General features: G+C 71.7%; 22 protein-coding genes. 12 read left to right on the top strand and 10 right to left on the bottom strand.

The features are described 5' to 3' along the window. Window positions 1–59: 59 nt before the first annotated feature. Window positions 60–863: a nuclease-related domain-containing protein gene (locus ACZ7L4_RS24280; protein WP_472105439.1), complete on the bottom strand. Its 804-nt coding sequence runs from the start codon at window positions 861–863 to the stop codon at window positions 60–62. Window positions 864–985: 122 nt separating this feature from the next. Between ACZ7L4_RS24280 and ACZ7L4_RS24275 the strand changes: the two genes are divergently transcribed. The 5 genes from ACZ7L4_RS24275 to ACZ7L4_RS24255 all read left to right on the top strand — a co-directional run bounded on the left by ACZ7L4_RS24275 (window position 986) and on the right by ACZ7L4_RS24255 (window position 6,281). Continuing rightward, window positions 986–1,669, top strand: a complete 684-nt coding sequence (locus tag ACZ7L4_RS24275; RefSeq protein ID WP_472105437.1) for a hypothetical protein — start codon at window positions 986–988, stop codon at window positions 1,667–1,669. Next, a complete protein-coding gene (locus tag ACZ7L4_RS24270) occupies window positions 1,666–2,937 on the top strand; it encodes an ATP-binding protein (RefSeq protein WP_472105436.1) in 1,272 nt (423 codons plus the stop codon). Before ACZ7L4_RS24275 ends, ACZ7L4_RS24270 begins: the two co-directional genes overlap by 4 nt. Before the next feature lie 101 nt (window positions 2,938–3,038). Beyond that, a complete protein-coding gene (locus tag ACZ7L4_RS24265; RefSeq protein ID WP_472105434.1) occupies window positions 3,039–3,383 on the top strand; it encodes an SH3 domain-containing protein in 345 nt (114 codons plus the stop codon). Window positions 3,384–3,423: 40 nt separating this feature from the next. Further along, entirely contained in the window at window positions 3,424–4,818 is a 1,395-nt protein-coding gene (locus ACZ7L4_RS24260; protein WP_472105432.1) for an FtsW/RodA/SpoVE family cell cycle protein, read from the top strand. Continuing rightward, window positions 4,815–6,281, top strand: a complete 1,467-nt coding sequence (locus ACZ7L4_RS24255) for a peptidoglycan D,D-transpeptidase FtsI family protein (RefSeq protein ID WP_472105431.1) — start codon at window positions 4,815–4,817, stop codon at window positions 6,279–6,281. Before ACZ7L4_RS24260 ends, ACZ7L4_RS24255 begins: the two co-directional genes overlap by 4 nt. On the opposite strand, the gene ACZ7L4_RS24250 is transcribed toward ACZ7L4_RS24255, so the two are convergent. Continuing rightward, on the bottom strand, window positions 6,273–7,379 hold the full coding sequence (locus ACZ7L4_RS24250; protein WP_472105429.1) for a ferritin-like domain-containing protein: 1,107 nt from the start codon (window positions 7,377–7,379) through the stop codon (window positions 6,273–6,275). The two genes, ACZ7L4_RS24255 and ACZ7L4_RS24250, sit on opposite strands and share 9 nt — an antisense overlap. 168 nt (window positions 7,380–7,547) lie before the next feature. Between ACZ7L4_RS24250 and ACZ7L4_RS24245 the strand changes: the two genes are divergently transcribed. The 4 genes from ACZ7L4_RS24245 to ACZ7L4_RS24230 all read left to right on the top strand — a co-directional run bounded on the left by ACZ7L4_RS24245 (window position 7,548) and on the right by ACZ7L4_RS24230 (window position 10,866). Further along, window positions 7,548–8,486: an AurF N-oxygenase family protein gene (locus ACZ7L4_RS24245; protein ID WP_472105672.1), complete on the top strand. Its 939-nt coding sequence runs from the start codon at window positions 7,548–7,550 to the stop codon at window positions 8,484–8,486. A gap of 35 nt (window positions 8,487–8,521) precedes the next feature. Next, window positions 8,522–9,247, top strand: a complete 726-nt coding sequence (locus tag ACZ7L4_RS24240; RefSeq protein WP_450812581.1) for a TetR/AcrR family transcriptional regulator — start codon at window positions 8,522–8,524, stop codon at window positions 9,245–9,247. A gap of 70 nt (window positions 9,248–9,317) precedes the next feature. Then, a complete protein-coding gene (locus ACZ7L4_RS24235) occupies window positions 9,318–9,578 on the top strand; it encodes a hypothetical protein (RefSeq protein WP_472105427.1) in 261 nt (86 codons plus the stop codon). Between the two features lie 136 nt (window positions 9,579–9,714). Continuing rightward, a complete protein-coding gene (locus tag ACZ7L4_RS24230; RefSeq protein WP_472105425.1) occupies window positions 9,715–10,866 on the top strand; it encodes a C40 family peptidase in 1,152 nt (383 codons plus the stop codon). A 54-nt stretch (window positions 10,867–10,920) separates the two neighbouring features. On the opposite strand, the gene ACZ7L4_RS24225 is transcribed toward ACZ7L4_RS24230, so the two are convergent. Next, entirely contained in the window at window positions 10,921–11,703 is a 783-nt protein-coding gene (locus ACZ7L4_RS24225) for an SDR family NAD(P)-dependent oxidoreductase (protein WP_472105423.1), read from the bottom strand. Between the two features lie 136 nt (window positions 11,704–11,839). On the opposite strand from ACZ7L4_RS24225, the gene ACZ7L4_RS24220 reads away from it, so the two are divergent. Further along, entirely contained in the window at window positions 11,840–12,421 is a 582-nt protein-coding gene (locus ACZ7L4_RS24220) for a TetR/AcrR family transcriptional regulator (RefSeq protein WP_472105421.1), read from the top strand. A 494-nt stretch (window positions 12,422–12,915) separates the two neighbouring features. On the opposite strand, the gene ACZ7L4_RS24215 is transcribed toward ACZ7L4_RS24220, so the two are convergent. From ACZ7L4_RS24215 to ACZ7L4_RS24195, 5 genes are all read right to left on the bottom strand, one after another. Next, the gene (locus ACZ7L4_RS24215) at window positions 12,916–14,169 is read right to left on the bottom strand and encodes a styrene monooxygenase/indole monooxygenase family protein (RefSeq protein WP_472105419.1); all 1,254 of its coding nucleotides are present in this window, start codon (window positions 14,167–14,169) and stop codon (window positions 12,916–12,918) included. Between the two features lie 77 nt (window positions 14,170–14,246). Next, the gene (locus ACZ7L4_RS24210) at window positions 14,247–14,837 is read right to left on the bottom strand and encodes a GTP-binding protein (protein ID WP_385762663.1); all 591 of its coding nucleotides are present in this window, start codon (window positions 14,835–14,837) and stop codon (window positions 14,247–14,249) included. Between the two features lie 19 nt (window positions 14,838–14,856). Beyond that, window positions 14,857–15,315 (bottom strand): DUF742 domain-containing protein, encoded by a 459-nt coding sequence (locus tag ACZ7L4_RS24205; protein ID WP_422409731.1) that lies wholly within the window; start codon window positions 15,313–15,315, stop codon window positions 14,857–14,859. Next, complete coding sequence (locus ACZ7L4_RS24200; RefSeq protein ID WP_472105417.1) at window positions 15,312–15,818, bottom strand: roadblock/LC7 domain-containing protein; 507 nt, start codon at window positions 15,816–15,818, stop codon at window positions 15,312–15,314. Before ACZ7L4_RS24200 ends, ACZ7L4_RS24205 begins: the two co-directional genes overlap by 4 nt. Next, window positions 15,815–18,667, bottom strand: a complete 2,853-nt coding sequence (locus tag ACZ7L4_RS24195) for a sensor histidine kinase (RefSeq protein WP_472105415.1) — start codon at window positions 18,665–18,667, stop codon at window positions 15,815–15,817. The genes ACZ7L4_RS24200 and ACZ7L4_RS24195 overlap by 4 nt, the downstream gene beginning before the upstream one ends. Window positions 18,668–19,058: 391 nt before the next feature. Between ACZ7L4_RS24195 and ACZ7L4_RS24190 the strand changes: the two genes are divergently transcribed. Then, window positions 19,059–19,868, top strand: coding sequence for a protein phosphatase 2C domain-containing protein (locus ACZ7L4_RS24190; RefSeq protein WP_472105413.1), 810 nt, complete (start codon window positions 19,059–19,061; stop codon window positions 19,866–19,868). A 51-nt stretch (window positions 19,869–19,919) separates the two neighbouring features. Here the strand turns inward: ACZ7L4_RS24190 and ACZ7L4_RS24185 are convergent, their stop codons facing one another. Continuing rightward, a complete protein-coding gene (locus tag ACZ7L4_RS24185) occupies window positions 19,920–20,420 on the bottom strand; it encodes a MarR family winged helix-turn-helix transcriptional regulator (RefSeq protein WP_472105411.1) in 501 nt (166 codons plus the stop codon). A 211-nt stretch (window positions 20,421–20,631) separates the two neighbouring features. Between ACZ7L4_RS24185 and ACZ7L4_RS24180 the strand changes: the two genes are divergently transcribed. After that, on the top strand, window positions 20,632–21,471 hold the full coding sequence (locus ACZ7L4_RS24180) for a lysozyme (protein WP_472105409.1): 840 nt from the start codon (window positions 20,632–20,634) through the stop codon (window positions 21,469–21,471). A 71-nt stretch (window positions 21,472–21,542) separates the two neighbouring features. Here ACZ7L4_RS24180 and ACZ7L4_RS24175 read toward each other — a convergent pair whose 3' ends face one another. Then, window positions 21,543–24,374 (bottom strand): M4 family metallopeptidase, encoded by a 2,832-nt coding sequence (locus ACZ7L4_RS24175; RefSeq protein ID WP_472105407.1) that lies wholly within the window; start codon window positions 24,372–24,374, stop codon window positions 21,543–21,545. Between the last annotated feature and the right edge of the window lie 40 nt (window positions 24,375–24,414).

Below are 24,414 nucleotides of genomic sequence, written 5' to 3'. Positions count from 1 at the left end.
CCGGCGGGGCTTGATTTGCCCGGTCGCCCGCTTGATTTGCCGAGCCGCGGCTTGAGGGCTCACACCCGCCTCCACGTCCCCCTGTCCCGCGCCATCATGTGCAGTGCCTCCACGTCCGCCGGTTTGAGGTGGCCTCCCGTGCGGGTGAGGGTGGGGAGGTCCAGATCGGTGAAGACGTGGGCGTCGCGTGGTGGGGTCTGCACCGTCACCGTCGACGGTTCCACCAGGACCAGGGCCGCCCGAACCTCCGCCGTGAGGGCGAAGGAGCAGCGCGAGGCGTCGGCGCGGACCCGGCGGAGCAGGGGCTGCGGCTCCCCGCGGCCCGCCGTCACCCAGGGGTCGTCGACCCGCACCCGCTGCCTGCGCGCGGGCAGGGTGTGCAGCGCGAACAGGCCGCCGGGGCCGATCAGCAGGTGGTGGATGCGGGATCCGCCGGGCAGCGGCACCGAGTGCAGCACCCGCCAGCCCGCCGCCTCGAACGCGTCGAGGACCTCGCCCACCCGCACCTGCGCGGCGAGCGCCTTGCGGCGCGGGTCGGTGCGGAGCCGGCGCTGCGGGCCCGGGTCGCGGTCCAGGGCGATGACGAGGGCCTCGCCCGGCCGGTTCGGCGCGAGGTCGTCGTCGGGGTGGAGGGTGAGCCCGGCCAGTTCGGCGGGGGTCGGCACCGGGGGCGGGCCGATCGCCACCTGGCCGACGATGAACGGGCGGAGCACGTCGAGGACGTCCGCCCGGCGCGTCTCGCTGAGCAGGTTGACCCGGGCCGCATCCCGGTCGTACCAGGCGACGTTCGTGCCGTCGTCCCCGCACACGTAGAGCCACTCCTGGCCGTGCCGCCAGGTCGGTATGACGCGCAGTCCGCTCATGCCCCATCACCCCACGACCATGGGAGCAGCAAGCCATGCCGCAGGGCAAGAAGCCCGCAGGCCCGGCATGATGACCATCGCGACCCGTTCCACCCGGCAGGACCAGGCAGGCAAGGAGTGCAGTGAAGACAGGGCCCTGGCGTCTTCGCCGACCGGCTCTCGCCGTGCCCGCCGCCGCGCTGCTCTGCGCGTGCGCCGGCTGCGGGGACCAGGGCGGGCTGCGGAGCGCGGGCCCGACCCCGACGGCCGTCGGCCCGGAGCGGCTGTGGCCCACGCTGCCGCCCGCGACCCGTGCGGCGGACGACTACGGCGCCGGGGAGACGGCCGTGGTCAAGGGCGTCGAGGTGCCCGGCGGGAAGCTGCGCGAGGTCGCCCCGGTGACGATCGTGAGGGCCCGCGTCGCCGCCGCGCCCGACGACTACAAGGACATCGCGAAGAGCGTCGCCGGCTGCCCGGACTCCAAGGACTGCCCCGTGCTCGGCGGGTACTACCGGGACCTGACCGGCGACGGCCCGGACGATCTGCTCGTCGCCGTCCGCGCCCCGCACCGCCAGGCGTATCTGCAGGCGTACACGTACCGCGGCGGGAAGCTGACGCAGATCATGGACGACAAGGACGCCGTCATCAACGTGCATCTGGCGGGCCGCAACATCGTGGTGCGCGCCGCCGCCGACCTGTCCGGGTACGAGTACCGCACGTCCTGGTCGTACGACGACCACCAGAAGGCGATGCTGCCGACGCGCGACGAGATCCTGCGCACCGGCTCCACGCACACCCCTGACACCCCGTCACCGAGCCGCTCATGAGCCCGCGCGCGCCGCGGCTGCCCGCCTGGACCGCGTCCCTGACGTGGAAGGCGACCGTGTTCATCACCGTGATGTGCTGTGCGCTCGCCGCGCTGCTCGGCGTCCTGGTGCATGTCTCGGTCACCGACCAGACGACGGGGCAGGCCCGCGAGCGCGCGCTCACCCTCCTGAAGTCCACCACCAAGCGGTACGAGGCCGGGGGCAGGCTCGCGCCGGGCGCGGGCCTCGATCCGCCGGGCCTGCCCGGCGAGCTGCGCGCCCTCGCCGCGCGCGGGGAGCGCGGCACGATGATCGCGACGCGCGGGGAGCGGCCGACGATGTGGGCGGCGGGCCCCGCGGCCACCCACCGGGCCCTCGCGGTGCGGGTCGACTTCACGCAGGGCCGGCGCACCATCGACGGGCTCGACGGGGCGATCCTCACCTCGTCCGTGCTCGCGATCGGGGCGACGCTGCTGGTCGGCGCGTTCGCGGTGACCCGGGTGACGCGGCGCCTGCACGCGACGGCGCGGGTGGCGCGCAGGATCAGCGCGGGCGACATGGACGCGCGGGTCGACGACCCCCGGACGAAGGACCCGGGGCGGCGCCACGACGAGGTGGCCGATGTGGCGGGCGCGCTCGACAGCATGGCGGGTTCGCTGCAGGCCCGGATCCTGACCGAGCAGCGGTTCACCGCCGATGTCGCGCACGAGCTGCGCACGCCGCTGACCGGGCTGCACGCGGCCGCCGAGCTGCTGCCGCCGGGGCGGCCCACGGAGCTGGTGCGGGACCGGGTCGCCGCGCTGCGCACGCTCACCGAGGACCTGCTGGAGATCTCGCGGCTCGACGCGCGCAGCGAGCGCCTCGACCTGGACGAGAACCGGCTCGGCCCTGTGGCCGAGCGGGTGGTGCGGGCGTCCGGCACGGACACCGAGGTCGATCTCGTGCGGGACGTCTGTGTGCTGACGGACCGTCGGCGCCTGGAGCGGGTCCTCGGCAACCTGGTGTCGAACGCGCACCGGCACGGCGCCGCGCCGGTCACCCTGACCGTGGACGGGCCGGTGATCACGGTGCGCGACCACGGCGCGGGCTATCCCGGCTATCTCGTGGAGCACGGGCCGCAGCGCTTCCGCACCGACGGCGGCGCCCGCGGGCACGGGCTCGGCCTGACCATCGCGCTCGGGCAGGCCGAAGTCCTGGGCGCGCGCCTCGAGTTCGCGAACGCGCCGGACGGCGGCGCGGTGGCGACGCTGACGCTGCCGCACGAGGGGACCGAGCCCGAGGCTCCGTAGCGGAGAGTGACCTTTTGCGTGCCCTGCGTGCCGCTTTTAGTGTGAAACCGGGCATTCAAGGCGCCCATCCTGCTCCTCTCCCCCACCACAGGAGTACCCGCATGTCCCTCGCCACCCGCCTCAGCACAGGCGTCGCCGCAGCCGCCCTCGTCGCCACCGCGGCCGTCCCCGCCGCCGCCCAGAGCAGCGCGCCCGGCGGCGACAAGCCGCCGGTCTACAAGGGCCGCGTCACCGCCAAGTCGGGCCTGCTGCTGCGCGACGCCCCGACCCGCGGCGCCAAGGTCGTCCGCTCCGAGCCGTACCGCGCGATCGTCCCGATCTTCTGCAAGACCTCGGGCGACAGCGTCGGCGGGAACTCGTACTGGTACCTGCTCACCGACGGCACCTGGGCGTGGGGTTCGGCGAAGTACATCCAGAACATCGGCGCCGTGCCGCGCTGGTGCTGACATGACCTGATATCGGGTACTTGCTTGCTACGTTCCCGGTATGACCGGATCATCGGGTACCTCGGGAACCAGCACCTCCTCCGCGGTGCCCGCCGTGCGCGTCCCCCGGCGCCGGGGGACCGAACTGGCCCTGCTCGTCGTGGCCGTGCTGCTCAGCGTCTACGGGTACATCGACGTCGGCCTCGCCAAGGACAGCAGGGTCCCGGGCGGCGCCCTGAGTTACGGCGCCGGGCTCGGCGCGCTCGCGCTCGTCGCCCACCTCGTGGTCCGGTTCCGCGCCCCGTACGCCGATCCGCTGGTGCTGCCGATCGCGGTGCTGCTCAACGGGCTCGGACTGGTACTGATCTGGCGGCTCGACCTGGAGACGCCGAGCGACCAGGCGGCGCCCACCCAGCTGATCTGGTCGACGCTCGGCGTGGCCCTGTTCATCCTCACCGTGCTGTTCCTGCGCGACCACCGGGTGCTGCAGAGATACGCGTACATCTGCGTCGTCACGGCTCTGGTCCTGATGATCCTGCCGATCTTCTTCCCCGCCGTGAACGGCGCCCGGATCTGGATCCGGATCGGCAGCTTCTCCATCCAGCCCGGCGAGTTCGCCAAGATCCTGCTCGCGATCTTCTTCGCCAGCTATCTCGCGGCCAACCGGCACGCCCTGGCGTACACCGGCAAGCGGATCTGGCGCTTCCAGCTGCCGACGATGCGGGTGTTCGCGCCGATCCTGGTGATCTGGCTGATGACGGTGGGCGTCCTCGTCCTGGAGACGGACCTCGGCACCTCGCTGCTCTTCTTCGGCCTGTTCGTGATCATGCTGTACGTGGCGTCGGGCCGCGGCAGCTGGATCGCCATCGGGCTCGTGCTCGCGGCCGTCGGCGCGGTCATCGTCGCCTCCTTCGAGCCGCACGTGCACAGCCGCGTCGAGGACTGGCTGCACCCCTTCGCCTCCATCGACGCCGGTCAGGGCGCCAGCCAGCTCGCGCAGTCGCTGTTCGCCTTCGCGGCGGGCGGCATGCTCGGCACCGGGCTCGGGCTCGGCCACTCGATCCTGATCGGCTTCGCCGCCAAGTCCGACTTCATCCTGGCGACGGCCGGCGAGGAGCTGGGCCTCGCCGGGCTCACCGCGATCTTCCTGCTGTACGCGCTGCTCGTGGAGCGCGGCTACCGGGCGGGGCTCGCGCTGCGCGATCCGTTCGGCCGGCTGCTCTCCATCGGGCTCGCCTCGATCGTCGCGCTGCAGGTCTTCGTCATCGCGGGCGGCGTGATGGGGCTCATCCCGCTCACCGGCATGGCGATGCCGTTCCTCGCGCAGGGCGGTTCGTCCCTCGTCACCAACTGGATCATCGTCGCGATCATCATCCGGGTCAGCGACCGGGCCCGGAGCCAGCTGCTGCCCGAGTCCCCCGGGAACGCCCCGGAACCCGTGGAGGGCGCCAAGTGACCAAGTACATCCGCCGGGCCTCGGTCTTCTGCCTGATCCTGCTGGTCGCGCTGCTGCTCAACGCGGCCCGCATCCAGTTCTTCCAGGCCGACAAGCTCGACGACAACTCGGCCAACCGCCGCTCCACGATCGAACGTTACGGGCAGCCGCGTGGCGACATCCTCGTACAAGGGAAGTCGGTCACCGGCTCCAAGGACACCGGGGAGTCCCTGCGCTACGAACGGACGTACAAGAACGGGCCGCTCTACGCCCCCGTCACCGGCTACGCCTCGCAGACGTACGGCACGACGTTCGTCGAGAGCGCCGAGGACGAGATCCTCTCCGGCACCGACCCGATGCTCTCCCCCGTCCCGTTCTGGAACGAGATCTCGCGCGCCCAGAACGCCGGGGGCAATGTGAAGACCACGATCAACGCCCGCGCGCAGCAGACCGCCTACTCCGGGCTCGGCGGCAAGAAGGGCGCGGTCGCGGCCATCGACCCGTCCACCGGGAAGATCCTGGCGCTGGTCTCCACGCCCTCGTACGACCCCGGGAGGATCGCCGGCACCGACTCCTCCTCGGTCGAGGCGTGGGACGCGCTGAACAAGTCCGAGGAACAGCCGATGCTCAACCGGGCGCTGCGCCAGACGTATCCGCCCGGCTCCACGTTCAAGGTCGTCACAGCGGCCGCGATCCTGGAGAACAGCGTCGTCGACGGCATCAACACGTCGACCGACACCCCGTCCCCGTACACCCTGCCCGGCACGACGACGCAGCTGACGAACGAGTCCTCGTCGGCCGCCTGCAAGGACGCGACGCTCGAATACGCGCTGCGGGTCTCCTGCAACACCGTCTTCGCCAACCTCGGGGTGCGGACCGGGCTCTCGGCCATGGTGAAGATGTCGGAGAACTTCGGCTTCAACGACAGCGGGATCAAGGTCCCGATGACGGCCGCCAAGTCGAACTTCGACACCGACATGAACGACGCGCAGCTGGCGCTCTCCTCCATCGGCCAGTACGACACCGCAGCGACGCCGCTGCAGATGGCGATGGTGTCGTCGGCGGTCGCCAACGGAGGCGCGCTGATGAAGCCGCACCTGGTCGACAGGACGACGGACAGCGACGGCGACACCGTCTCGGAGACCGGCAACGACACCTACAAGCAGGTCATGTCCCCGTACACGGCGACGCAGCTGCAGACCATGATGGAGGACGTCGTCTCCGAGGGGACGGGCACCGGAGCGCGGATCTCCGGCGCCACGGTCGGCGGCAAGACGGGCACCGCGCAGCACGGCGAGAACAACGAGGGCACCCCGTACGCCTGGTTCATCTCCTACGCCAAGGCGAAGGACGCGGCCACGCCGAAGGTCGCGGTCGCGGTGGTCGTCGAGGACGCGTCCGCGAACCGCGACGACATCAGTGGCGGGGGCAGCGCGGCGCCCATCGCCAAGTCGGTGATGGAAGCCGTGCTGGGCTCAGACTGACTTGCCGGCCTCGACCGCCTCCGCCACCTCCGCCACCCGCGCCTGCTCCTCCGCCGCGAAGCGTTCCGCGTCGAGCTTCTCGGCGATCTCCTCGTCCTGGGCCATGAGCAGGTCGAGGTTGGAGTTGCCCATGTCGAAGACGCCCATGTCGACGTAGGCCTGCTGGAGGCGCTTGCCCCACAGGCCGATGTCCTTGACGCACGGGACGATCCGCGAGAACAGCAACTGCCGGAACATCGCCAGGAATTCGGACTGCTCCGTGTACTTCTCGGCGTCGGCCTTGGGGATGCCGAAGTTCTCCAGGACCTCGATGCCGCGCAACCGGTCGCGCATCAGGTAGCAGCCCTCGATGACGAACTCCTCGCGCTCGCGGAGCTCGGCGTCGCTGAGCTGCTTGTAGTAGTCGCGCAGCGCCATCCGCCCGAAGGCCACGTGCCGGGCCTCGTCCTGCATCACGTACGCGAGGATCTGCTTGGGCAGCGGCTTGTCGGTGGTGTCGCGGAGCAGGCCGAACGCGGCGAGGGCGAGGCCCTCGATGAGGACCTGCATGCCCAGGTACGGCATGTCCCAGCGGGAGTCGCGGAGCGTATCGCCCAGCAGGGACTGGAGATTGTCGTTGATCGGGTACAGCATCCCGAGCTTCTCGTGCAGGAAGCGGCCGTAGATCTCCGCGTGCCGCGCCTCGTCCATGGTCTGCGTCGCCGAGTAGTACTTGGCGTCGAGGTCGGGGACGGACTCCACGATCCGCGCGGCGCACACCATCGCGCCCTGTTCGCCGTGCAGGAACTGGCTGAACTGCCAGGAGGCGGAGTGCTTGCGCAGCTCGGCCTTGTCCTTGTCGGTCATCTTCGCCCAGTAGGGCGTGTTGTAGAGGGCCAGCGCGTCGTCGGGGGTGCCGAGGGGGTCGTACGGGTCGACCTCCAGGTCCCAGTCGATGCGCTTGGCGCCGTCCCACTGCTTGTCCTTGCCCTTTTGGTACAGGGACAGGAGGCGGTCGCGCCCGTCGTCGTATTCCCAGCTGAGGCGAGCCGAACTGGCGGACGGTACTTGCCAGTTGGACCCATTGGGGGCCTTGGTGTACAGCTCATGCGTCGCCATGTTGGCAGGCTCACACGGTGGTAGACGCGCGGTCAACAAGTCGGGCGGAGTCGTGCGCAAGGGATTGACGGGCTTGCTGACGCGCAGTCTCATAAGAGCGGAGGCGGCGTGACCGCCGGTAACCGGCGGCCGCCCGACGCACACCCGTACGACGAGGTGGGGACAGCCATGACGACCATGACGGAAGCCGACGCGCTGGCCGGGCTGCGCGACGCGCTCGGTCTGCTCAAGGACCGCGAGCAGGTGGCCGCACGGCTGCTCGACTCTTCCGCCAAGCACTCCTTCGACCCGGACAAGGAGCTGGACTGGGACGCTCCCTTCGAAGAGGGCAAGTGGTTCTGGCCGCCCGAGCTGGTGTCCCTGTACGGCACGCCGCTCTGGAAGCGGATGAGCGAGGAGCAGCGGATCAGGCTGTCGCAGCACGAGGCGGCGGCGCTCGCCTCGCTCGGCATCTGGTTCGAGCTGATCCTGATGCAGCTCCTTGTCCGGCACGTCTACGACAAGGCGGCGACGAGCGCGCACGTGCGGTACGCGCTGACCGAGATCGAGGACGAGTGCCGGCACTCGAAGATGTTCGCGCGGCTGATCCAGCGCGGCGAGACGCCCTGGTACCCGGTGGCGCCGGTCCACCACAACCTCGGCCGCCTCTTCAAGACGATCTCGACCACGCCCGGTTCGTTCACGGCGACGCTGCTCGGCGAGGAGGTCCTCGACTGGATGCAGCGGCTCACGTTCCCCGACGAGCGCGTCCAGACGCTGGTCCGCGGCGTGACGCGCATCCATGTCGTGGAGGAGGCCCGCCATGTCCGGTACGCGCGCGAGGAGTTGCGGCGCCAGATGGTGACGGCGCCGCGCTGGTCGCAGGAGTTCACGCGGCTGACGTCGGGCGAGTTCGCGCGGGTCTTCTCCGTGGCGTTCATCAACCCGCAGGTGTACGAGAACGTGGGCCTCGACAAGAAGGAGGCCATGGCCCAGGTCAAGGCCAGCGGCCACCGCCGCGAGGTCATGCAGACCGGGGCCAAGCGGCTGACCGACTTCCTCGACGACATCGGCGTGCTGCGCGGCGTCGGCCGGAGGATGTGGCGGTCCTCGGGACTTCTGGCCTAGACCGTACGGGCGCGGTGACGGTTACGCTTCGGAGCATGACCTCGGCCACCGGCACGCCCGCCTACAGGCGGCTCAGCGTCGAGGCGCGGCGGGCGCAGCTGCTCGAATCGGCGCTGTCGCTGTTCGCGCACCGGGCCCCGGAGGACGTCTCGCTCGACGACGTGGCGGAGGTGGCCGGGGTGTCCCGGCCGCTCGTCTACCGCTACTTCCCCGGCGGCAAGCAGCAGTTGTACGAGGCCGCGCTGCGCTCCGCCGCCGAGGAACTGGAGCAGTGCTTCGCCGAGCCGGCCGAGGGCCCGCTCACGGCCCGCCTCACGCACGCGCTCGACCGCTATCTCGCCTTCGTCGACCAGCACGACATGGGCTTCGCGGCGCTGCTCCAGGGCGGCAGCGTGGTGGAGACCTCCCGTACGACGGCGATCGTCGACGGGGTGCGCAGGGCCGCCGCCGAGCACGTCCTCAGCCACCTCGGGCAGGCCGCTCCGGGGCCGCGGCTGCGGATGACGGTCCGCATGTGGATCACGGCGGTGGAGGCGGCGTCCCTGATCTGGCTCGACGAGGACAAGCAGCCACCGCTGGACGAGCTGCGCGACGGGCTCGTCGACCAGTTCATGGCGGTCCTGACGGCGACGGCGGGCCGCGACCCGCAGACCGCGGACGTGGTGCGGTACGCGCTCGCGCTGGAGTCGCCGGAGGGCCCGGTGGGGGAACTGGCGCGGCGGGTGCTGCCGGTGGTGGGGGATGCGGCGCGGTTGTTGTGAGCGGGTGTGCGGCGTACTGCGTGACCGCTGTGGGTGATGGCTGTGCGGCGCTGTGCGTGACACTGGTCGTGTGAAGAGCGAAGACGTTCCCTTTGTCGGCGGGCCCCTCGACGGGCGGGTGCTGCCCGTGTTCGTGACCGCCACCGGGAATCCGCCCAAGGTGTACAAGGTGCCGGTGGCGGACGCCGTGCTCGTGTACGTAAGGGAGGCCGCGCCCAGCGGGAAGCGGGTGCAGCTCGTGGCGAAGTGGCGCTACGTGTTCGCGCCGGACGGGAACACCGGGCGGACGGTCAGGTGGCCGTGGTCGAGGAACCGGTCGCCGGAGGCGTAAAGGCGGCTCGCCGGGCGGGCACCGGACGGGTGGCGGGGTTGCGCCGAAGCGAGCAGCCCGGCGGGTGGGCGGCCCGCCTTTCTGTTCATGTTCACGGTGCGGGGCACAGGGGTTGTCCCGCACCGGAGGTGATCAGGTGTCAGGCAGGCTGGTGCGGTGGGTGTGCACGGCGGCCGTCACGGGCGCGCTGCTCGCGCCGCTGCCCGCGGGTGCGGCGCCGGGTCCCGAGCCGCGGCCAGGTCCCGGCGGGACGCGCTCCGTCGCCGACCTCCTCTCGGACCTCCAGCGCCTGTACCAGGACGCCGAGGCGGCCACGGAGACGTACAACGCGACGGAGGAGGCGCTGAAGAAGCGCCGCAAGGACGCGGACGGACTCGCGAAGAAGCTGGCCGCCGCGCGGTCGTCGCTGCACAGCAGCAGGACCGACGCCGGGCGGCTCGCGCGCGAGCAGTACCAGGGGCGCAGCGAGTTCTCCCCGTACCTGCGGCTCCTCCTCGCACGCGATCCGCAGCGGGCGCTCGACGAGGGGCATGTGATGCGGCGGGCCGCGCGTGAGCGGCAGGCCACGGTCGACCGGCTCACGGGCCGGGAGAAGAAGGCCGACGCGCTGGCGACGAAGGCGCGGGGCGCGCTGGACGCGCAGTTGCGGCTCGCGGAACGGCAGAAGAAGGAACGGGACGCGGTGCAGGACCGGTTGAAGGAGGTCGAGGAGCTGCTCGCCTCCCTCACCGCCGACCAGCTCGCGGAGGTGGCGCGGCTGGAGGCGCAGGGGACGACGAGGGCTCAGCAGGCGTTCATGGCCTCCGGGGCGCTGAGTTCGACGGGCCGGGCGCCGTCGGAGGCGGGTGACGAGGCGCTCTCCTACGCCGTCCGGCAGATCGGCAAACCGTACGTCTGGGGGGCGGAGGGGCCGGACTCCTTCGACTGCTCGGGGCTCACGTCGCAGGCGTGGGCGCATGCGGGGCGGGTCATCCCGCGGACGTCCCAGGAACAGTGGGCCTCGCTGCCCCGTGTCCCCATGTCGGAGCTGCGGCCCGGCGACCTGGTCATCTACTTCCCCAAGGCCACGCACGTGGCGATGTACCTCGGCGACGGCATGGTGGTCCAGGCCCCGCGCCCCGGCGCCAAGGTCAAGGTCTCCCCCATCGCCGCCAACCCCCTCCTCGGCGCGGTCCGCCCTGACCGGGGCGCGCCATCGATGCCCGGCTACCGGGCGCCGGTGCTGCCGGAGGGGGCGGGGGCGGGGGACGACGCGGGGTATGGGGCGGCGGGGGCACCGGGGCAGTAGCGGGTCGGCGTGGACCGCTCCCCCGCCGCCCCCCCATGGCGAACGGCACGACGCCTAGGCCGTCTTGACCGCGCCGCCGTCGACGAGGTGATCGGTGCCGGTGGTCGCCGCGGCACGCGGTGATCCGAGGTAGGCGACGAGCGCCGCGACCTCGTCGGGCTCGACGAGCCGCTCGATCAGCATGCCGGTCGCCCCGGGCAACCCGGCGAGAAGATCCGCATGGGGTACGCCCATGGCGGCGGCGAGTTCGGCACCGTAGCCGGTCGGGCTCTCCCACATGTCGGTGCGGACCGGCCCCGGCGAGACCGTGTTCACCCGAACCCCTCGTGGGCCGAACTCCTCTGCCAGGGCCTTGCCGAGGGCGGTCAGGGCCGCCTTGGCCGTGGTGTACGCGACGGGGCCGCTGTGCGGGACGCGCGCACCCATCGAGGACACGTTGACCACCGACCCCCGGGCTGCCGTCAGCGCGGGCAGCGCGGCGCGGGTGACGCGGACGGCGGCGAGGAAGTTCAGGTCCAGCACCTGCGCCCAATGCGCGTCGGTCAGGTCCAGGAAGCCGCCGTTGAGGCCGCCGTCGCCCCCTCCGACGTTGTTGACCAGGATGTCGAGGCCGCCCAACTCGGCGACGGCCTCCGCGACCACGTGCTCGGCCGAGGCGGGGTCGGACAGGTCGACGGCCACCGCCTTCGCCCCGGCCGCCGCCAGTTCCGCGGTGGGGTTGCGGGCGGCGGCGACAACGCGCACGCCCTCAGCGGTCAGGGCTCGGACTACGGCCAGCCCGATTCCCCGGCTGGCCCCGGTGACCAGGGCGGTCTTGCCGTTCAACTGCAGGTCCATGGTGCCCTCCACGTCTGGACGCGACTTGCCTGACGCACAGAACCTAAGACATGCAACATGACTGTCGCAAGTAGTTGGCGAGTTGCCTCACTGACGTACTCTGACGGGATCGTCGACCAGTCGTAAGGAACCGGCCATGGCGCTGCCCACCTCATCGAAACCCCTGCGCGCGGACACCGAGCGGACGGTGCGCGCCATCCTTGAAGCCGCGGAGCGGGTGCTTTCCGCCAACCCGGCGGCGACGATGGAGCAGATCGCGGAGGCCGCCGGGGTCGCGCGCACCACCGTGCATCGGCGGTTCGCGTCCCGGGAGGCGTTGGTCGCGGCGTTGGCCGCGTGGGCGACGCAGCGGTTCCACGAAGCGGTCGAAGCGGCGCGGCCGCAGACCTCGCCGCCCGCGGTCGCGCTCTACCAGGTCACCGCGAACGTGCTGCGCGTGAAGATCGGTTGGGGGTTCGCCATGGGGGCGCTGCCCACGGACGCGCCCGAGGTCGCCCGGGTCCACGCCGACGTACTGGACCAGTGCGCGCGGCTGTTCGTACGTCTCCGCGACGCCGGTGTCCTACGGCCGGACACGGACCTGGACTGGGCCCGGGGCGTCTACTACGCCCTCATCCACGAGGCGGCCGGCCAGGCCCCGGACACGGACGCGGCCCTCGACGCCCTCGCCACGCGCGTCGTCGACACATTGCTGCACGGCTTCGGCGCCGCCACCTGACAACACGCCCCGACACCGGCCGGCCACACCACGCCGGACCTACGCCTCCGGAGGAGGCGGGTGGGTGGCAGACGACCTGGAGAAACGGGCACGCCGCGGGTGACCGGAGCGAGCGGCGAAGCCGACCGGCGGTCGGGCAAGCCGGGCGTTCCGCAGGGGCGCAGCGCCTCGGCGCAGGCAAGGGCCGGCAGCAGGGCGTCGACCGCAATCAGACGGGGGCGCCCAACACCCCGCGCCACGGGGGGGGCCGAAGCCCCCGGAGGGGGCGGGTGGGTGGGAGATGAGCGGCGGAACGGGCGCGACGCGGGCGGCCGGAGCGGGCGGTGAGCCGAGGTGAAGGCAGACCGCACCGCAAGCGGTGGCGTGCCAGGTCGTCGGAGCGCGGCCCCGAGCACCTCACCACGGCCGACCCCAACCGGAACACGCCCCGGGGCACCGTCGGACCGCCCCCGGAGGGGCGCAGCGCCGTGCAATGGGCGCTGCGCCGGAGCGGGTCAGGACGTCAAGGAGTCCAAGTAGGCCTGGGTCTTGGCCGGGTCGTAGAAGAAGTTCTCGAAGTCCGACGGGTCGTTGAAGCCGTTCGCGAAGCGGTCGGCGACCGGCTGGAGCTGGCCGCCCGCGCCGATCAGGTTCAGGACGTGCTCCGGCGGAGCCTGCAGCATCGTGTTCGTCCACTTCGTGACGTGCTGCGCCGTCTCCCAGTACCGGTCGAACGTCGCCTGCATCCACTCCTCGTCGAACGGCTTGTCACCGTGGGAGACGATCGAGTCGAGGTACGACGCGGCGCACTTGGACGCCGAGTTGGAGCCCTGCCCGGTGATCGGGTCGTTCGCGACGACCACGTCCGCGACGCCGAGCACCGCGCCGCCCGAGGGCAGCCGGCCGATGGGGTTGCGGACCGTCGGGGCGTAGCGGCCCGCCAACGTACCGTTCGCATCGGTCAGTTCGACCTTCGTGGCGCGCGCGTACTCCCACGGCGTGAACTTCTCCATCAGCTCCAGCGTGAGCGCCAGGTGCTCGGAGGGGTCCTTGATGCCCTTGAACGCGTCCAGCGGACCGCCGGGGATGCCCTCCCAGAAGAGGATGTCCGCGCGGCCGGAGGTCGTCAGCGTGGGCATCACGAAGAGCTCGCCGACCCCCGGCACCAGGTTGCAGCGCACCGCGTCGAAGTCCGGGTGCTCGGGGCGCACGCCCATGCCGTGGACGTAGGCGACGGCGAGCGCCCGCTGCGGCTCGGTGTACGGGGACCGCGAGGCGTCCCGGCCGAACATCGAGACCAGCTCGCCCTTGCCGGCCGAGACCAGCACCAGGTCGTAGGTCCGCGAGAAGTAGTCGAGGTCGGAGACCGCCGCACCATGGATGACGAGCTGCCCGCCGCGCTGCGCGAACGTCTCCATCCAGCCGGCCATCTTCACGCGCTGGTCGACGGACTGCGCGAAGCCGTCGAGCCGGCCGACCCAGTCGATGGCGCGCTGCGTGGGGCCCGGGTCGTGCGAACCGGGGGCCGCCACCGAGACGCCGAGGCCCTCGATCCGCGGGGCCTGCGACTCCCAGAAGTTCAGCTGGAGGTCACGCTCGTTCTGGAGCGCCGTGTGGAACATGCACTGCGTCGACATGACCCGCCCGGAACGGATCTCGTCGGCGGTGCGGTTGGACATCAGGGTGACCTCGTACCCCTGGGTCTGCAGGCCGAGGGCGAGCTGGAGGCCGGACTGACCGGCTCCCACGACGAGTATCTTCCGCGACATATGAGACTGCCTTAACTGCCGTAACTAATGTGTGGGGGGCGGGGCTTGACCACTATGCGGGCACGGAGCCCGCGCGACTACTCGGGGGTCGCGTCCAGGGCGTGGCCGACCAGCGCCAGGAGCGTCTCGATCGCCGCGATGCGGCGCCGCGCGTCCATGATCAGCACCGGTACGTGCGGCGGCACGGTGAGCGCCTCCCGTACGTCGTCGGGCGCGAACTCCTCGGTGTCGTCGAAGTGGTTGACGGCCACGACGTACGGCAGTCCGCAGCTCTCGAAGTAGTCGAGCGCGGGGAAGCAGTCCTTCAGGCGGCGGGTGTCGGCGAGCACGACCGCGCCGATCGCGCCGCGCACCAGGTCGTCCCACATGAACCAGAACCGCTGCTGACCCGGCGTGCCGAACAGGTACAGGACCAGGTCGTCGTCGAGCGTGATGCGGCCGAAGTCCATGGCGACCGTGGTCGTCGACTTGCCGGGCGTCGCGGTGAGGTCGTCGGTCTCCTCGCTCGCCTGCGTCATCAGCGCCTCGGTCTCGAGGGGCTGGATCTCGGACACGGCGGACACCAGGGTCGTCTTGCCGACGCCGAAGCCGCCCGCCACGATGATCTTCGTGGCGACGGGGGCCCGGGTTCTGTCCGTCTGCCAGGCCTGCAACTGCTCGTCTTCCATGGGCAGTTCGCCGAGCAGTTCAGAGGCGGCGGAGTCCACTCAACACCCTTTCGAGGAGCGCCCGGTCCGGCTGTCCTGGGCCGTGGCCGGTTCCGTATACACGGATCTTTCCCTGGTCGGCGAGGTCGCTGAGCAGCACGCGCACCACGCCGAGCGGCATCTTGAGCAGCGCGGCGATCTCGGCGACCGTACGCATGCGGCGGCACAGCGCGACGATGGCGCGCATCTCCGGCATGATCCCGGCGAGCCCGCCCTTGCCCAGCTCGGGGCGCTCTTCGGGCGCCTCGATGGCCGCGGTGCTGGAGATGAAGGTCTCCACGAGCAGCACATGGCCGAAGCGGGTGCGGCCGCCGGTCAGCGAGTAGGGGCGTACGCGGGCGGGCCTGCGGTCGCCGCCGCGCACGGGGAGCCTGCTCGAACCGTAGGTCCTGCTCGTGCCGTTCGTACTGTGTGCACTGCCTGAAGTGCCGGGGGTCATCGGGTGGCCTCCATCGACTGGCGCAGCTCGCTGCGGAGTTCGGGCGTCAGGACGTGCCCGGCACGGCCGACGAAGAGCGCCATGTGGTACGCGATGACGCCCATGTCGCAGTCCGCGGAGGCGTGCACGCCGAGCAGGGAGCCGTCGCTGATCGACATGACGAAGAGGCTTCCCTCGTCCATCGCGACCATCGTCTGCTTGATGCCTCCGCCGTCCATCAGCTTGGCGGCGCCGATGGTGAGCGAGCCGAGCCCGGCCACGATGGCCGCCAGGTCGGCGCTCGACCCTTTGGGGCCTTTGCTCGCGTCGGTCACCGGGGCCGTGTCGTGCCGACCGGGGTCGGAGGAGAGCAGGAGCAGTCCGTCGGACGAGACGACCGCGACGGACTGCAGACCTGGCACCTCCTCGACCAGGTCGGTCAGCAGCCAGTGCAGATTGCGTGCCTCGCTACTGAGACCGTTCAGTCCCTTTGGTCCGTTGAGTGCAGGGGTGGGCGCAGTCAACTGCTTGCCTCCTCGGCTGTGTCCCCCTCGGCTTCACTTCTACGTCCAGGGTTGTCCGCGAGCTCCGCCGTCACGTCACGGCGGCCCGCGGTCGCGCCGCGGTGGAACCCGCCGAGCTTGCGGCGCAGCGCGTCCGCGTCCACGGAGCCGGTGCGCGGCTTCGGGGCGGAGGCGGGGGCGGCCACCTTCGGGGTGCGCTTGGGCAGTCCCTTCGCGGTGACGCGCTCGGCCGGTTCGGGCTCCGGGGCCGGCTCCGGCGCGGGCTGCGGGTCGAGCGGCTGGTCGAACCGGGTGTCGAGCTGCTCCGGGTGCCCCGCGGGCCCGTCGTGCTCGTCGCGCGGCGCGCGCGGGTGCGGCACCTCGGCGAAGGGCTCGGGGACCGGCTCGGGCTCGGGCTCGGGGATCAGCTGCTCCGGGACCGGCTCCGGCTCCGGCTCCGGCGGGATCGGCGCGCCCAGCGCCATGGTCGTTTCCGCGGGAGCCTCGGCAGGGGCCTCGGAGGCGGCCTCGACAGGGGCCTCGAAGGGCGCCTCCGCAGGGAACTCCGCGGCCGGCTCCGCCGACTCCCGCACCGCCTGCTCGGCCGCCTCGATCAGCGGGTCCCCAGGCACCGGAAGCTCGTGCTCCGGCTCCGTGCGCCCGTACAGCTCGTTGGAGTTGGCCTCCGCCTCGGAGCCCGCGAGGCGCACCGCGGGCGCGGCGCCGGGCACCAGGACGGCCGGCGGCACCGAGGCCGCGGGCGCGGCGGCGAAGAGCGATGCGGGCAGCACGGCGACCGCCGCAACCCCGCCCTGCTTCTGCTCGCGCAGCCGGACCCGTACGCCGTGCCGCACCGCGAGGCGGGCGACGACGTAGAGACCGAGCCCGAACCCGTCGACGTCCTCCGGGTCGTGCGCCTCCTCGGCGGTGAACGACGACAGGCGCGTGTTCAGCTCGCGCATCCGGTCGTCGGTCATCCCTATGCCCTCGTCCTGCACGGAGAGCATGACCGAGCCGCTCTCCAGGAGCCAGCCGGAGACCTCGACGGAGGCGTCCGGCGGCGAGAACGACGTGGCGTTCTCCAGGAGTTCGGCGATGAGGTGGCTGAGGTCGTCGGCGGCGAATCCGGCGATGTGCGCGTGCGGCGGCAGCGCGGCGATCCGCACCCGCTCGTAGCGCTCGATCTCGGAGACGGCGGCGCGCACCATGTCGACGAGGGCCACCGAGCCGCCGTGCTGCGGCCCGCGCTCGGTGCCCGCGAGGACCAGGAGGTTCTCGCTGTGCCGCCGCATGACGGTGGCGGAGTGGTCGAGCTTGTAGAGCGTGGCGAGCCGGTCCGGGTCCTGCTCGCGCTCCTCCAGGCCCTCGATGATGCCCAGTTGACGCTCGACGAGGCCGAGGGTGCGCAGCGCCAGGTTGACGAACGTCCCGTGGATCGAGTGCTTGACGCGCTCCAGCTTGCGGACCGTCTCGGCGAGTTCGCCGCGCAGCTGGTCCCGCTCGTCGGCCATCCGCTGGCGCTCGCCGACGAGGTGCTTGCGGTCGGACTCCAGGGTGCCGATGCGGCCGTGCAGCGAGACGGCGTGCGCGTGCAGGGCGTTGATGGAGTCGACGACCTGGGCGAACTCGTCGTTGCGGCCCTTGTACTTGACCGGTTCCTCGGCGGCGGGGTCTCCCGCGACGCGCGCGGAGCCGATGCGCAGCGCGGCGAGCGGGTGGGTCAGCGAGCGCGCCGTCGCCATGGCCACGCCGACGGCCACCAGCAGGCAGAAGCCGACGAGCGCGATCCGGATCTCCAGCGCCGTCACGTCGTCGTCGCGCAGCTGCTCCAGGCGCTTGACCCGCTGGTCCCCGAGCGCGGCCTCAGCGCCCCGCATGAGGTCGATCCGGGCGGTGAGGGCGTCCTCGACGCTCTTCGGGTTGTAGCGGAGCTCGCTCGCGCTCAGCGTCGGGGCGTCGGCGAGGTGCTTCAGATACGTCTCCGCGCGCGTGACGTCCGGGCCCGTGACCGTGGAGTCGTACCCGCCCACGGCCTTGGCCGTCCCCGAGTCGTGGAAGTCGTCGAGCGCGGCCTGCTCGCGCACCCGGGCCCGCTGGCCCGCCGCGCTGAGCGCGTCGCGCTGGCCGCGGGTCGCCGCGGACTCGCCGACGACGGGCTTGCGCAGACCGGTCACCGGGTCGACCTGCGTCGCCGTGGTGGTGCTCGGCACGGCGAGCGCGGCGAGCAGCAGTCCGCGCGCGGCGGACGCCTGCTCGACGGCGCGGTCCAGGTCCGCGAGGGCGTACGCCCCCGAACCCGCGCGCACGGGTATGCGCTCGGCCAGGGCCTCGGCGCGCGCGTGCAGTTCGCCGATGGAGCGGGAGTACGCGGTGTGCGCCTCCAGGGCCGAGCCCTTGCCGGTGAGGGCGGAGCGGCGCACGGCGGCGACGTCGTCGAGGGTGTGGCGCAGCGGGGCGGGCGCGTCCACGCGCAGCTCGTCGACCTGCCGGTCGACACGGGCCCCGCGCTCCTCGCTCAGGCCCTCGCCCTTGGGGCGTCCCGCCGCGATGAAGCGGGTGACCTCGTCCCGCTCGTCGGCGAGCGCGTGCGACAGGGCGAGCGAGCGCTGTGTCTGCTGGGCGTCGTCCACGAGGGTCTGCGATTCGCCCACGCGGTCGGAGGCGCCGACGATCACGGGCGCCCCGGCGCCGACGACGGCGGCGGCGACCACGGCCACCGCCACGATCAAGCGGCTGCGGACCCGGGCGCGCTTGCCCCGGCCGGAACCCGTGCGGCTCACCTCGGGCGCCCGGCCCGGTGCGACATCACCCGACACACCAAGACCACTGGCCCCATTACCGCCGGAGGTGTTCCCCACTGATGCTCGCATTCCTGATTCGTCCTACCCCATGGGTACGGGTGACGCTGCGTCAACAACCCGTGACCCTCTGGCCTGGCCCCTGACCCTTCCAGTGCCGGTGAGCAGGGGGCGCCCATCACCTCGCCCGCCACCCGAAGGAGTGAACATCGAGCGGGAGTTGGGGAGCAAGTTCCCGGGCGGCGATCACCCTCCGTCAACCGCGCGCCGGTTGGACGTCTTCGACGGCCTTTGGCAGGATGCCCCGCCACACCCCCGACGGAGGTGATCATTCCGCGCAAAACCGGCGCTCAGCAGGGTTCTTCGGCCCGCCGCATCATCTCCACAGAATCCCTACGGAACGACTCGCCCCAACTCCCGGCGCCCCAGCGCTCCGTGAGGGCGCCTCATGCAGACTGACCGCATGCGCATCGAACTGACCACCGAGCCGGGTGCCACCGGGCGGCCGAACGAGGACTACGTATCGGTGGCCGCACCGGCCGCGGGGCACGGTGGATCACTGGTCGTCCTCGACGGGGTCACTCCCCCGGCCGGCGACGACGGCTGCCGGCACTCCGTCCCCTGGTTCACCGCGCACCTCGGCGGCGCACTGGCCGAACTGTCCGTTTCGCGCCGGGACATGAGCCTGACCGACGTGCTCGCCGCGGCGATCGCCCGGACCGCCGACGCCCATCGGGGCACCTGTGACCTTTCTCACCCGCGCACTCCGCAGGCGACCGTCGTGCTCGCCCGCTGGGACGCGGAGCGGGTGGAGCATCTGGTGCTCTCCGACTCGGCGTTGCTCGTCGAGGCGCCCGACGGAACGGTCACGCCGCTGCTCGACGACCGCCTCGACCGGGTCCCGCGCGCCAACCTCGTCTCGAACGAGGTGGCCGACGCCACAGTGCGCAACAAGGAGGGCGGTTTCTTCACGGCCGCCGCCGACCCGTCGGTGGCAGCCCGCGCGGTGACCGGCACGCTCCCCCGCGGCGAGGTGCGGGCGCTCGCCGCGCTGACGGACGGCGTGACGCGCTGGGTGGAGAAGTTCCACGAGGGCGACTGGACGGACCTGTTCACCCTCGTCCGCAAGGAGGGACCGGAGGCGACGGTGTCCCGGGTCCGCGCCCTGGAGGACGCCGACGCGGAGACCCGCACCTACCTGCGCCGCAGCAAGACCCACGACGACGCGACGGTGGCGTACGTGGAGCTCTTCTCAAGCCCCGCCGGCGATTGAGGCGCGGGGTCCGGGGCAGAGCCCCGAGACCGCAACGCCGGTGCGGCGAAACTATTCGGCCCCGGCGTTCAACTGGTGCAACAACCTCGCCAGTTCCGCCACCTCGCGGCGATCCCACCCGTCCAGCTGCCGCACATACCGCATCCGCCGCGCGTCCCGCACCCGCCGAAAGTTCTCGCGCCCGTACTCGGTGAGCGAGATCAGCCAGGCACGGCCGTCCGCGGGGTCGGGCTCGCGGCCGACGAAGCCGAGCTCCTCCAGGGCCCGCAGCTGGCGGCTCATCGTCGCCTTGCCGACGCCGATGTAGCCGGCGAGTTCGGTGGCGCGCTGCGCCCCGCACTCCGCCAGCCGGACGAGCAGCCCGTACGCGGCCGGTTCCAGGTCGGGGTGGACCTCGCGGGCCATCTCGCCGGAGTTGGCCCGGGCCCGGCGCAGAAAGACGGTCAACTCGCGTTCCAGGGCGAGGAACTCGCCGTCCACAGCCGTCGGCGCGGCGGCGGTTCGCGGTTCGGACTCCGCGCCCCGCCGCCCGCCGTTTCCGTCTTCGCGCACGTCAGCACCTCTGAAAGTTTTCGCCCATCACGGTCATCACCGCAGTTCCACCAGTATTTCGCAGGAGTAGACCAACGGCACACACCGGCCCCTCTTCCCACCGGGGGTCTACGTGCGTAGCGTTTTTACCGCTGCCAGCCGTGGCATGCACACACCATCAAGCGCACCGGCGCCACCGCACGTCACCCCACGTCGTTCTCGGAGGCCGCTCATGCCCGTGCACAGACCTGTCGCCAACCGTCGCAGACGCAGCACCCGCCTGGGAATCACCGGCACGCTGCTCGCCGCGCTCTCCCTCCTCCTCGCCCTGCCCGGCCCCGCGCAGGCCGCCGACACGCCCGCCCGCGGCGAGGCCCACATGGGCATGGGGGTCGCCGCGCACGACGGCGTCGGCTCCCTGCCGCCCGGCGGCGGCACCAGCGCCGTACAGACCGAAGGCGTCGACGTCTCCAGCCACCAGGGCAACGTGGCCTGGTCGACGCTCTGGAACAGCGGCGTGCGCTGGGCCTACACCAAGGCCAGCGAAGGCACGTACTACACGAACCCGTACTTCGCCCAGCAGTACAACGGCTCGTACAACGTCGGCATGGTCCGCGGCGCGTACCACTTCGCCACCCCGGACACCACGAGCGGCGCCACGCAGGCCAACTACTTCGTGGACCACGGCGGCGGCTGGTCCAGGGACGGCAAGACGCTGCCGGGCGCGCTCGACATCGAGTGGAACCCGTACGGCGCCGCCTGCTACGGCAAGACGCAGAGCGGCATGGTCACCTGGATCCGGGACTTCCTGAACCAGTACAAGGCCCGCACGGGACGCGACGCCGTCATCTACACGGCGACCAGCTGGTGGACCCAGTGCACGGGCAACTACGGCGGATTCGCCGCGAACAACCCACTGTGGATCGCGCGGTACGCCTCCACCGTCGGCACGCTCCCGGCCGGGTGGGGCTATTACACGATGTGGCAGTACACGTCGTCGGGCCCCACGGTCGGTGACCACAACAAGTTCAACGGCGCCCTCGACCGCGTCGTGGCGCTCGCCAACGGCTGAGCCCCTCGGATGCGGACGGCGGCCGGGCTCCCCCCTCCGGGAGTCCGGCCGCCGCGTTCAGTGGCGCCCGGTCAGCACCTGCCGGCCGGCCTGTCCCGCTTCACGAGGTTCGTGTAGCCGGTGGTGCCGTCCAGCCACAGGACCCGCTGCCCGGTGTCCGCGGCCGGGTAGACCTGGTCGCCCCGGTTGCAGGAGACGCGCTGCGCGCCGCCCCTGGCGTCGGGCGCGACCTGGTACAGCTTCGGCAGCGTCGCGTTGTCCCAGGTGGTGGCGGGCGGCAGGTCGGTGACGGTCACCGCGTCGTCCGAGGCCGTCAGCGAGTACGCGTACAGCGAGCCCGCGCCGGACTCCGGCACGACGGTGGTGCGCTTCGTGCCGTCGGGGTCGGCGCGCAGCACGGCGGCCCTGCCCGCGTCGGTGCCGTCGTTGTCCTCGATCCAGAAGACGCCGTCGTCGGTGAACGCGGTCTGGCCGAGGGCGTACACCGCGTTCTTGTCGATCGGCATCAGCTGCTTCTCGCCGGTCGCGGTGTCGAGTACCTCGACGCCCAGCTTGTAGCCGTCCGGCTCGGCCCACATCTTCGCGTAGGCGACCTTGCCGTCGTGGACCGAGGGCAGGACGGTGACCTCGACGGGGTTGCTGGAGAGCTCGGTGACCTCGCCCGTCCTGATGTTCACGGCGCGGCTCTGGGGAGCACCCGACTTGGGGTTGGTGTAGCTGTAGGCGATGAGGTCGCCCTTCAGGGTGAGCGAGCTCAGGTTGGCGCCGATCCCGTCGACGACCTTGTCCACGCCGCCGGTCACCGGGCGGACGTGGATCTTCACGGCGTCGGAGGCGTACTCGGCCCAGGCGACGTTCTTGCCGTCGGTGGACGCGTAGACGTTGTAGTTGCCGTTGTTGGGGCTCACCTGGTGCGGCGTGCCCTTGCCGTCGCTGCTGCCGACCCACACCGAGTACGGTTCGCTGCCGTCCTCGTTGGAGCGGGAGACGGCGTACGTGCCGCCGCCCGCGCCGACTCCGGTGCCCGCGACGTTGACCTTGGACAGCAGGGTGTCCGCGTCGGTGCCCAGTTTCGACTCCCAGCCGGGCACGATGCCGTGCCGGGCGAAGGCGTCCTCTGCGGTCTTGACCTGCGCCTTGGTGGCGCCCAGCTCCTTGGCGGCGGCGACGACCGCGGCGCGGCCCTCGGTGAAGCCGTCGAGCGGCGTCATGTACGCGGTCAGGGCGCGGTAGACGACCCGGTCGGCGAAGTCGCCGCCGAAGCTCTTGCGGATGTCCCACAGCGCGCCGGAGAAGATCGGCGAGTTGAGGTGCACGCCGCCGTTGTCACCGCGGTACGAGGCGCCGACGAGGTCCTTCGACGTCGTCATGTCGTTGTTCAGGTCGCGCAGGGCGCACTCGCGCGGCGAGAGGGTCGTGCACAGGTCCTCGCCGAGCAGGCCCGAGTCCGGGTCGGCCATCGACTGGGCATTGGCCTCCAGGTCGATGGCGTTGCCGAAGTAGTCGGAGACCGCTTCGTTGATCGCGCCGGACTGGCCCGCGTAGACGAGTCCCGCGGTGTGCTCGGTGACGCCGTGCGTCATCTCGTGGCCGACGACGTCGGTGTCGGCGGAGAACGTGCGGTAGTCGCCGCCGCCCTGGCCGTACACCATCTTCGAGCCGTCCCAGAAGGCGTTGTTGTACGCCTTCCCGTTGGCGGTGACGCCGACGAGCGAGTACATGAACCCGTCGTTGTCGTCGAGGCCCTTACGGCCGAAGTGGTCCTTGTAGTAGCCGTACACCTTGTTCGCGGCCCAGTGGGCGTCCACCGCGCCGGAGTTGGTGAAGTCCGCGCCCAGCTCCGGGGTGTCCGACGTGAAGATCTTGGCCCCGGAGGGCCAGACGCCGGAGGCGTTGGAGACGTCGATGCCGCGGGCGTCCCAGGTCTGGAGGAGGGGGCCGCGGTACGGGTCGGCCGGGTCCCGGAAGCCGTAGTCGTACATCTGGTAGGCGCCGTCGGCGCCCTGGTACAGGTTGAGTTCGGCCTTCTCGCCGTTGTAGCGGGTGCCGGAGCCCTTGACGACGAGCTGGGAGTCCGTGGCGGCCCCGTCGGCGGTGGGGACGGTGCCGGTGTCGCCCGCGGCGCCCGCCACCGCGCCCGTCGCGCCGAACGTCTTGATGGAGCTGTACTGGAGCAGCGGGAAGCCGGAGCGCGCGTCGACGTACACCTCCTGCTCGACCGGTGTGCCGTCCGCCGGGTTCACGCCGGTCACCGTGATGTGCCGGGCGAGCACGCCGGCGCCCTTCGGCAGGATCGTCAGGCCGGTGACCCTGCCGTCGAGCGGGGCTGCCTTCCTCCCCTTGGCGGGGGCGTGGAGCGGGGCGCCGCCGAGTTGCGAGGTGACGGCGCCGACGGCGCGCTGGATCGCCGTCTTCTCGGACACCTTCGGGGTGACCGTGTCCAGCTTCAGCTCGGTGAAGTACTTGCCGGAGGTGCCGGTGACGGTGCGCTTGCCGGACTTCTTCTCCATCCGGACCACGTACTGGCCGCCGAGCACCTCGACGCCCTTGTACTTCTGCTGGAGCCGGACGGTCTCCTTGCCGCCCTTCTCCGTGGCGGTGCCCAGCGACGTCAGGTCCTTCGCCGAGGTGTCGGCGATGTGGTAGCGGGCCTTCTTCGCCTCGAGGTGGCCGCGCGCCGCGTCGGCGGGGCTTTCGGTGGCGGAGGCCTCCTCGTGCAGCCCGGTGACGAGCGACGGGGTGTCCGTGTCGCCTCCGGACACCACGGGGTTCGCCGGGGCCGCCGCGTGGGCGGCGGGCATGCCGGTCACCATGAGCCCGGCGGCGGCGAGCAGGGCCGCCACCCCCTGGCCGACGGCTGTGCCGGGTCTGCTGTCTCTACGTCTGCGTCCTGAGGTCCGCACGGTTCCCCTCCGGTGCCGGTGGTGCATGAACGGATGTCGG

The organism is Streptomyces sp. NPDC107575 (assembly GCF_055657265.1).
This window is presented reverse-complemented; position numbering and strand designations above follow the sequence as displayed.

What these genes read in the sequence shown, in the direction of transcription:
- ACZ7L4_RS24280 (WP_472105439.1), bottom strand. Translation starts at nt 863, where the DNA reads ATGAGCGGACTGCGCGTCATACCGACCTGGCGGCACGGCCAGGAGTGG.
- ACZ7L4_RS24190 (WP_472105413.1), top strand. Translation starts at nt 19,059, where the DNA reads ATGCGCATCGAACTGACCACCGAGCCGGGTGCCACCGGGCGGCCGAAC.
- ACZ7L4_RS24210 (WP_385762663.1), bottom strand. Translation starts at nt 14,837, where the DNA reads ATGGAAGACGAGCAGTTGCAGGCCTGGCAGACGGACAGAACCCGGGCC.
- ACZ7L4_RS24205 (WP_422409731.1), bottom strand. Translation starts at nt 15,315, where the DNA reads ATGACCCCCGGCACTTCAGGCAGTGCACACAGTACGAACGGCACGAGC.
- ACZ7L4_RS24245 (WP_472105672.1), top strand. Translation starts at nt 7,548, where the DNA reads ATGACGACCATGACGGAAGCCGACGCGCTGGCCGGGCTGCGCGACGCG.
- ACZ7L4_RS24240 (WP_450812581.1), top strand. Translation starts at nt 8,522, where the DNA reads ATGACCTCGGCCACCGGCACGCCCGCCTACAGGCGGCTCAGCGTCGAG.
- ACZ7L4_RS24270 (WP_472105436.1), top strand. Translation starts at nt 1,666, where the DNA reads ATGAGCCCGCGCGCGCCGCGGCTGCCCGCCTGGACCGCGTCCCTGACG.
- ACZ7L4_RS24220 (WP_472105421.1), top strand. Translation starts at nt 11,840, where the DNA reads ATGGCGCTGCCCACCTCATCGAAACCCCTGCGCGCGGACACCGAGCGG.
- ACZ7L4_RS24180 (WP_472105409.1), top strand. Translation starts at nt 20,632, where the DNA reads ATGCCCGTGCACAGACCTGTCGCCAACCGTCGCAGACGCAGCACCCGC.
- ACZ7L4_RS24265 (WP_472105434.1), top strand. Translation starts at nt 3,039, where the DNA reads ATGTCCCTCGCCACCCGCCTCAGCACAGGCGTCGCCGCAGCCGCCCTC.
- ACZ7L4_RS24215 (WP_472105419.1), bottom strand. Translation starts at nt 14,169, where the DNA reads ATGTCGCGGAAGATACTCGTCGTGGGAGCCGGTCAGTCCGGCCTCCAG.
- ACZ7L4_RS24250 (WP_472105429.1), bottom strand. Translation starts at nt 7,379, where the DNA reads ATGGCGACGCATGAGCTGTACACCAAGGCCCCCAATGGGTCCAACTGG.
- ACZ7L4_RS24195 (WP_472105415.1), bottom strand. Translation starts at nt 18,667, where the DNA reads ATGCGAGCATCAGTGGGGAACACCTCCGGCGGTAATGGGGCCAGTGGT.
- ACZ7L4_RS24225 (WP_472105423.1), bottom strand. Translation starts at nt 11,703, where the DNA reads ATGGACCTGCAGTTGAACGGCAAGACCGCCCTGGTCACCGGGGCCAGC.
- ACZ7L4_RS24260 (WP_472105432.1), top strand. Translation starts at nt 3,424, where the DNA reads ATGACCGGATCATCGGGTACCTCGGGAACCAGCACCTCCTCCGCGGTG.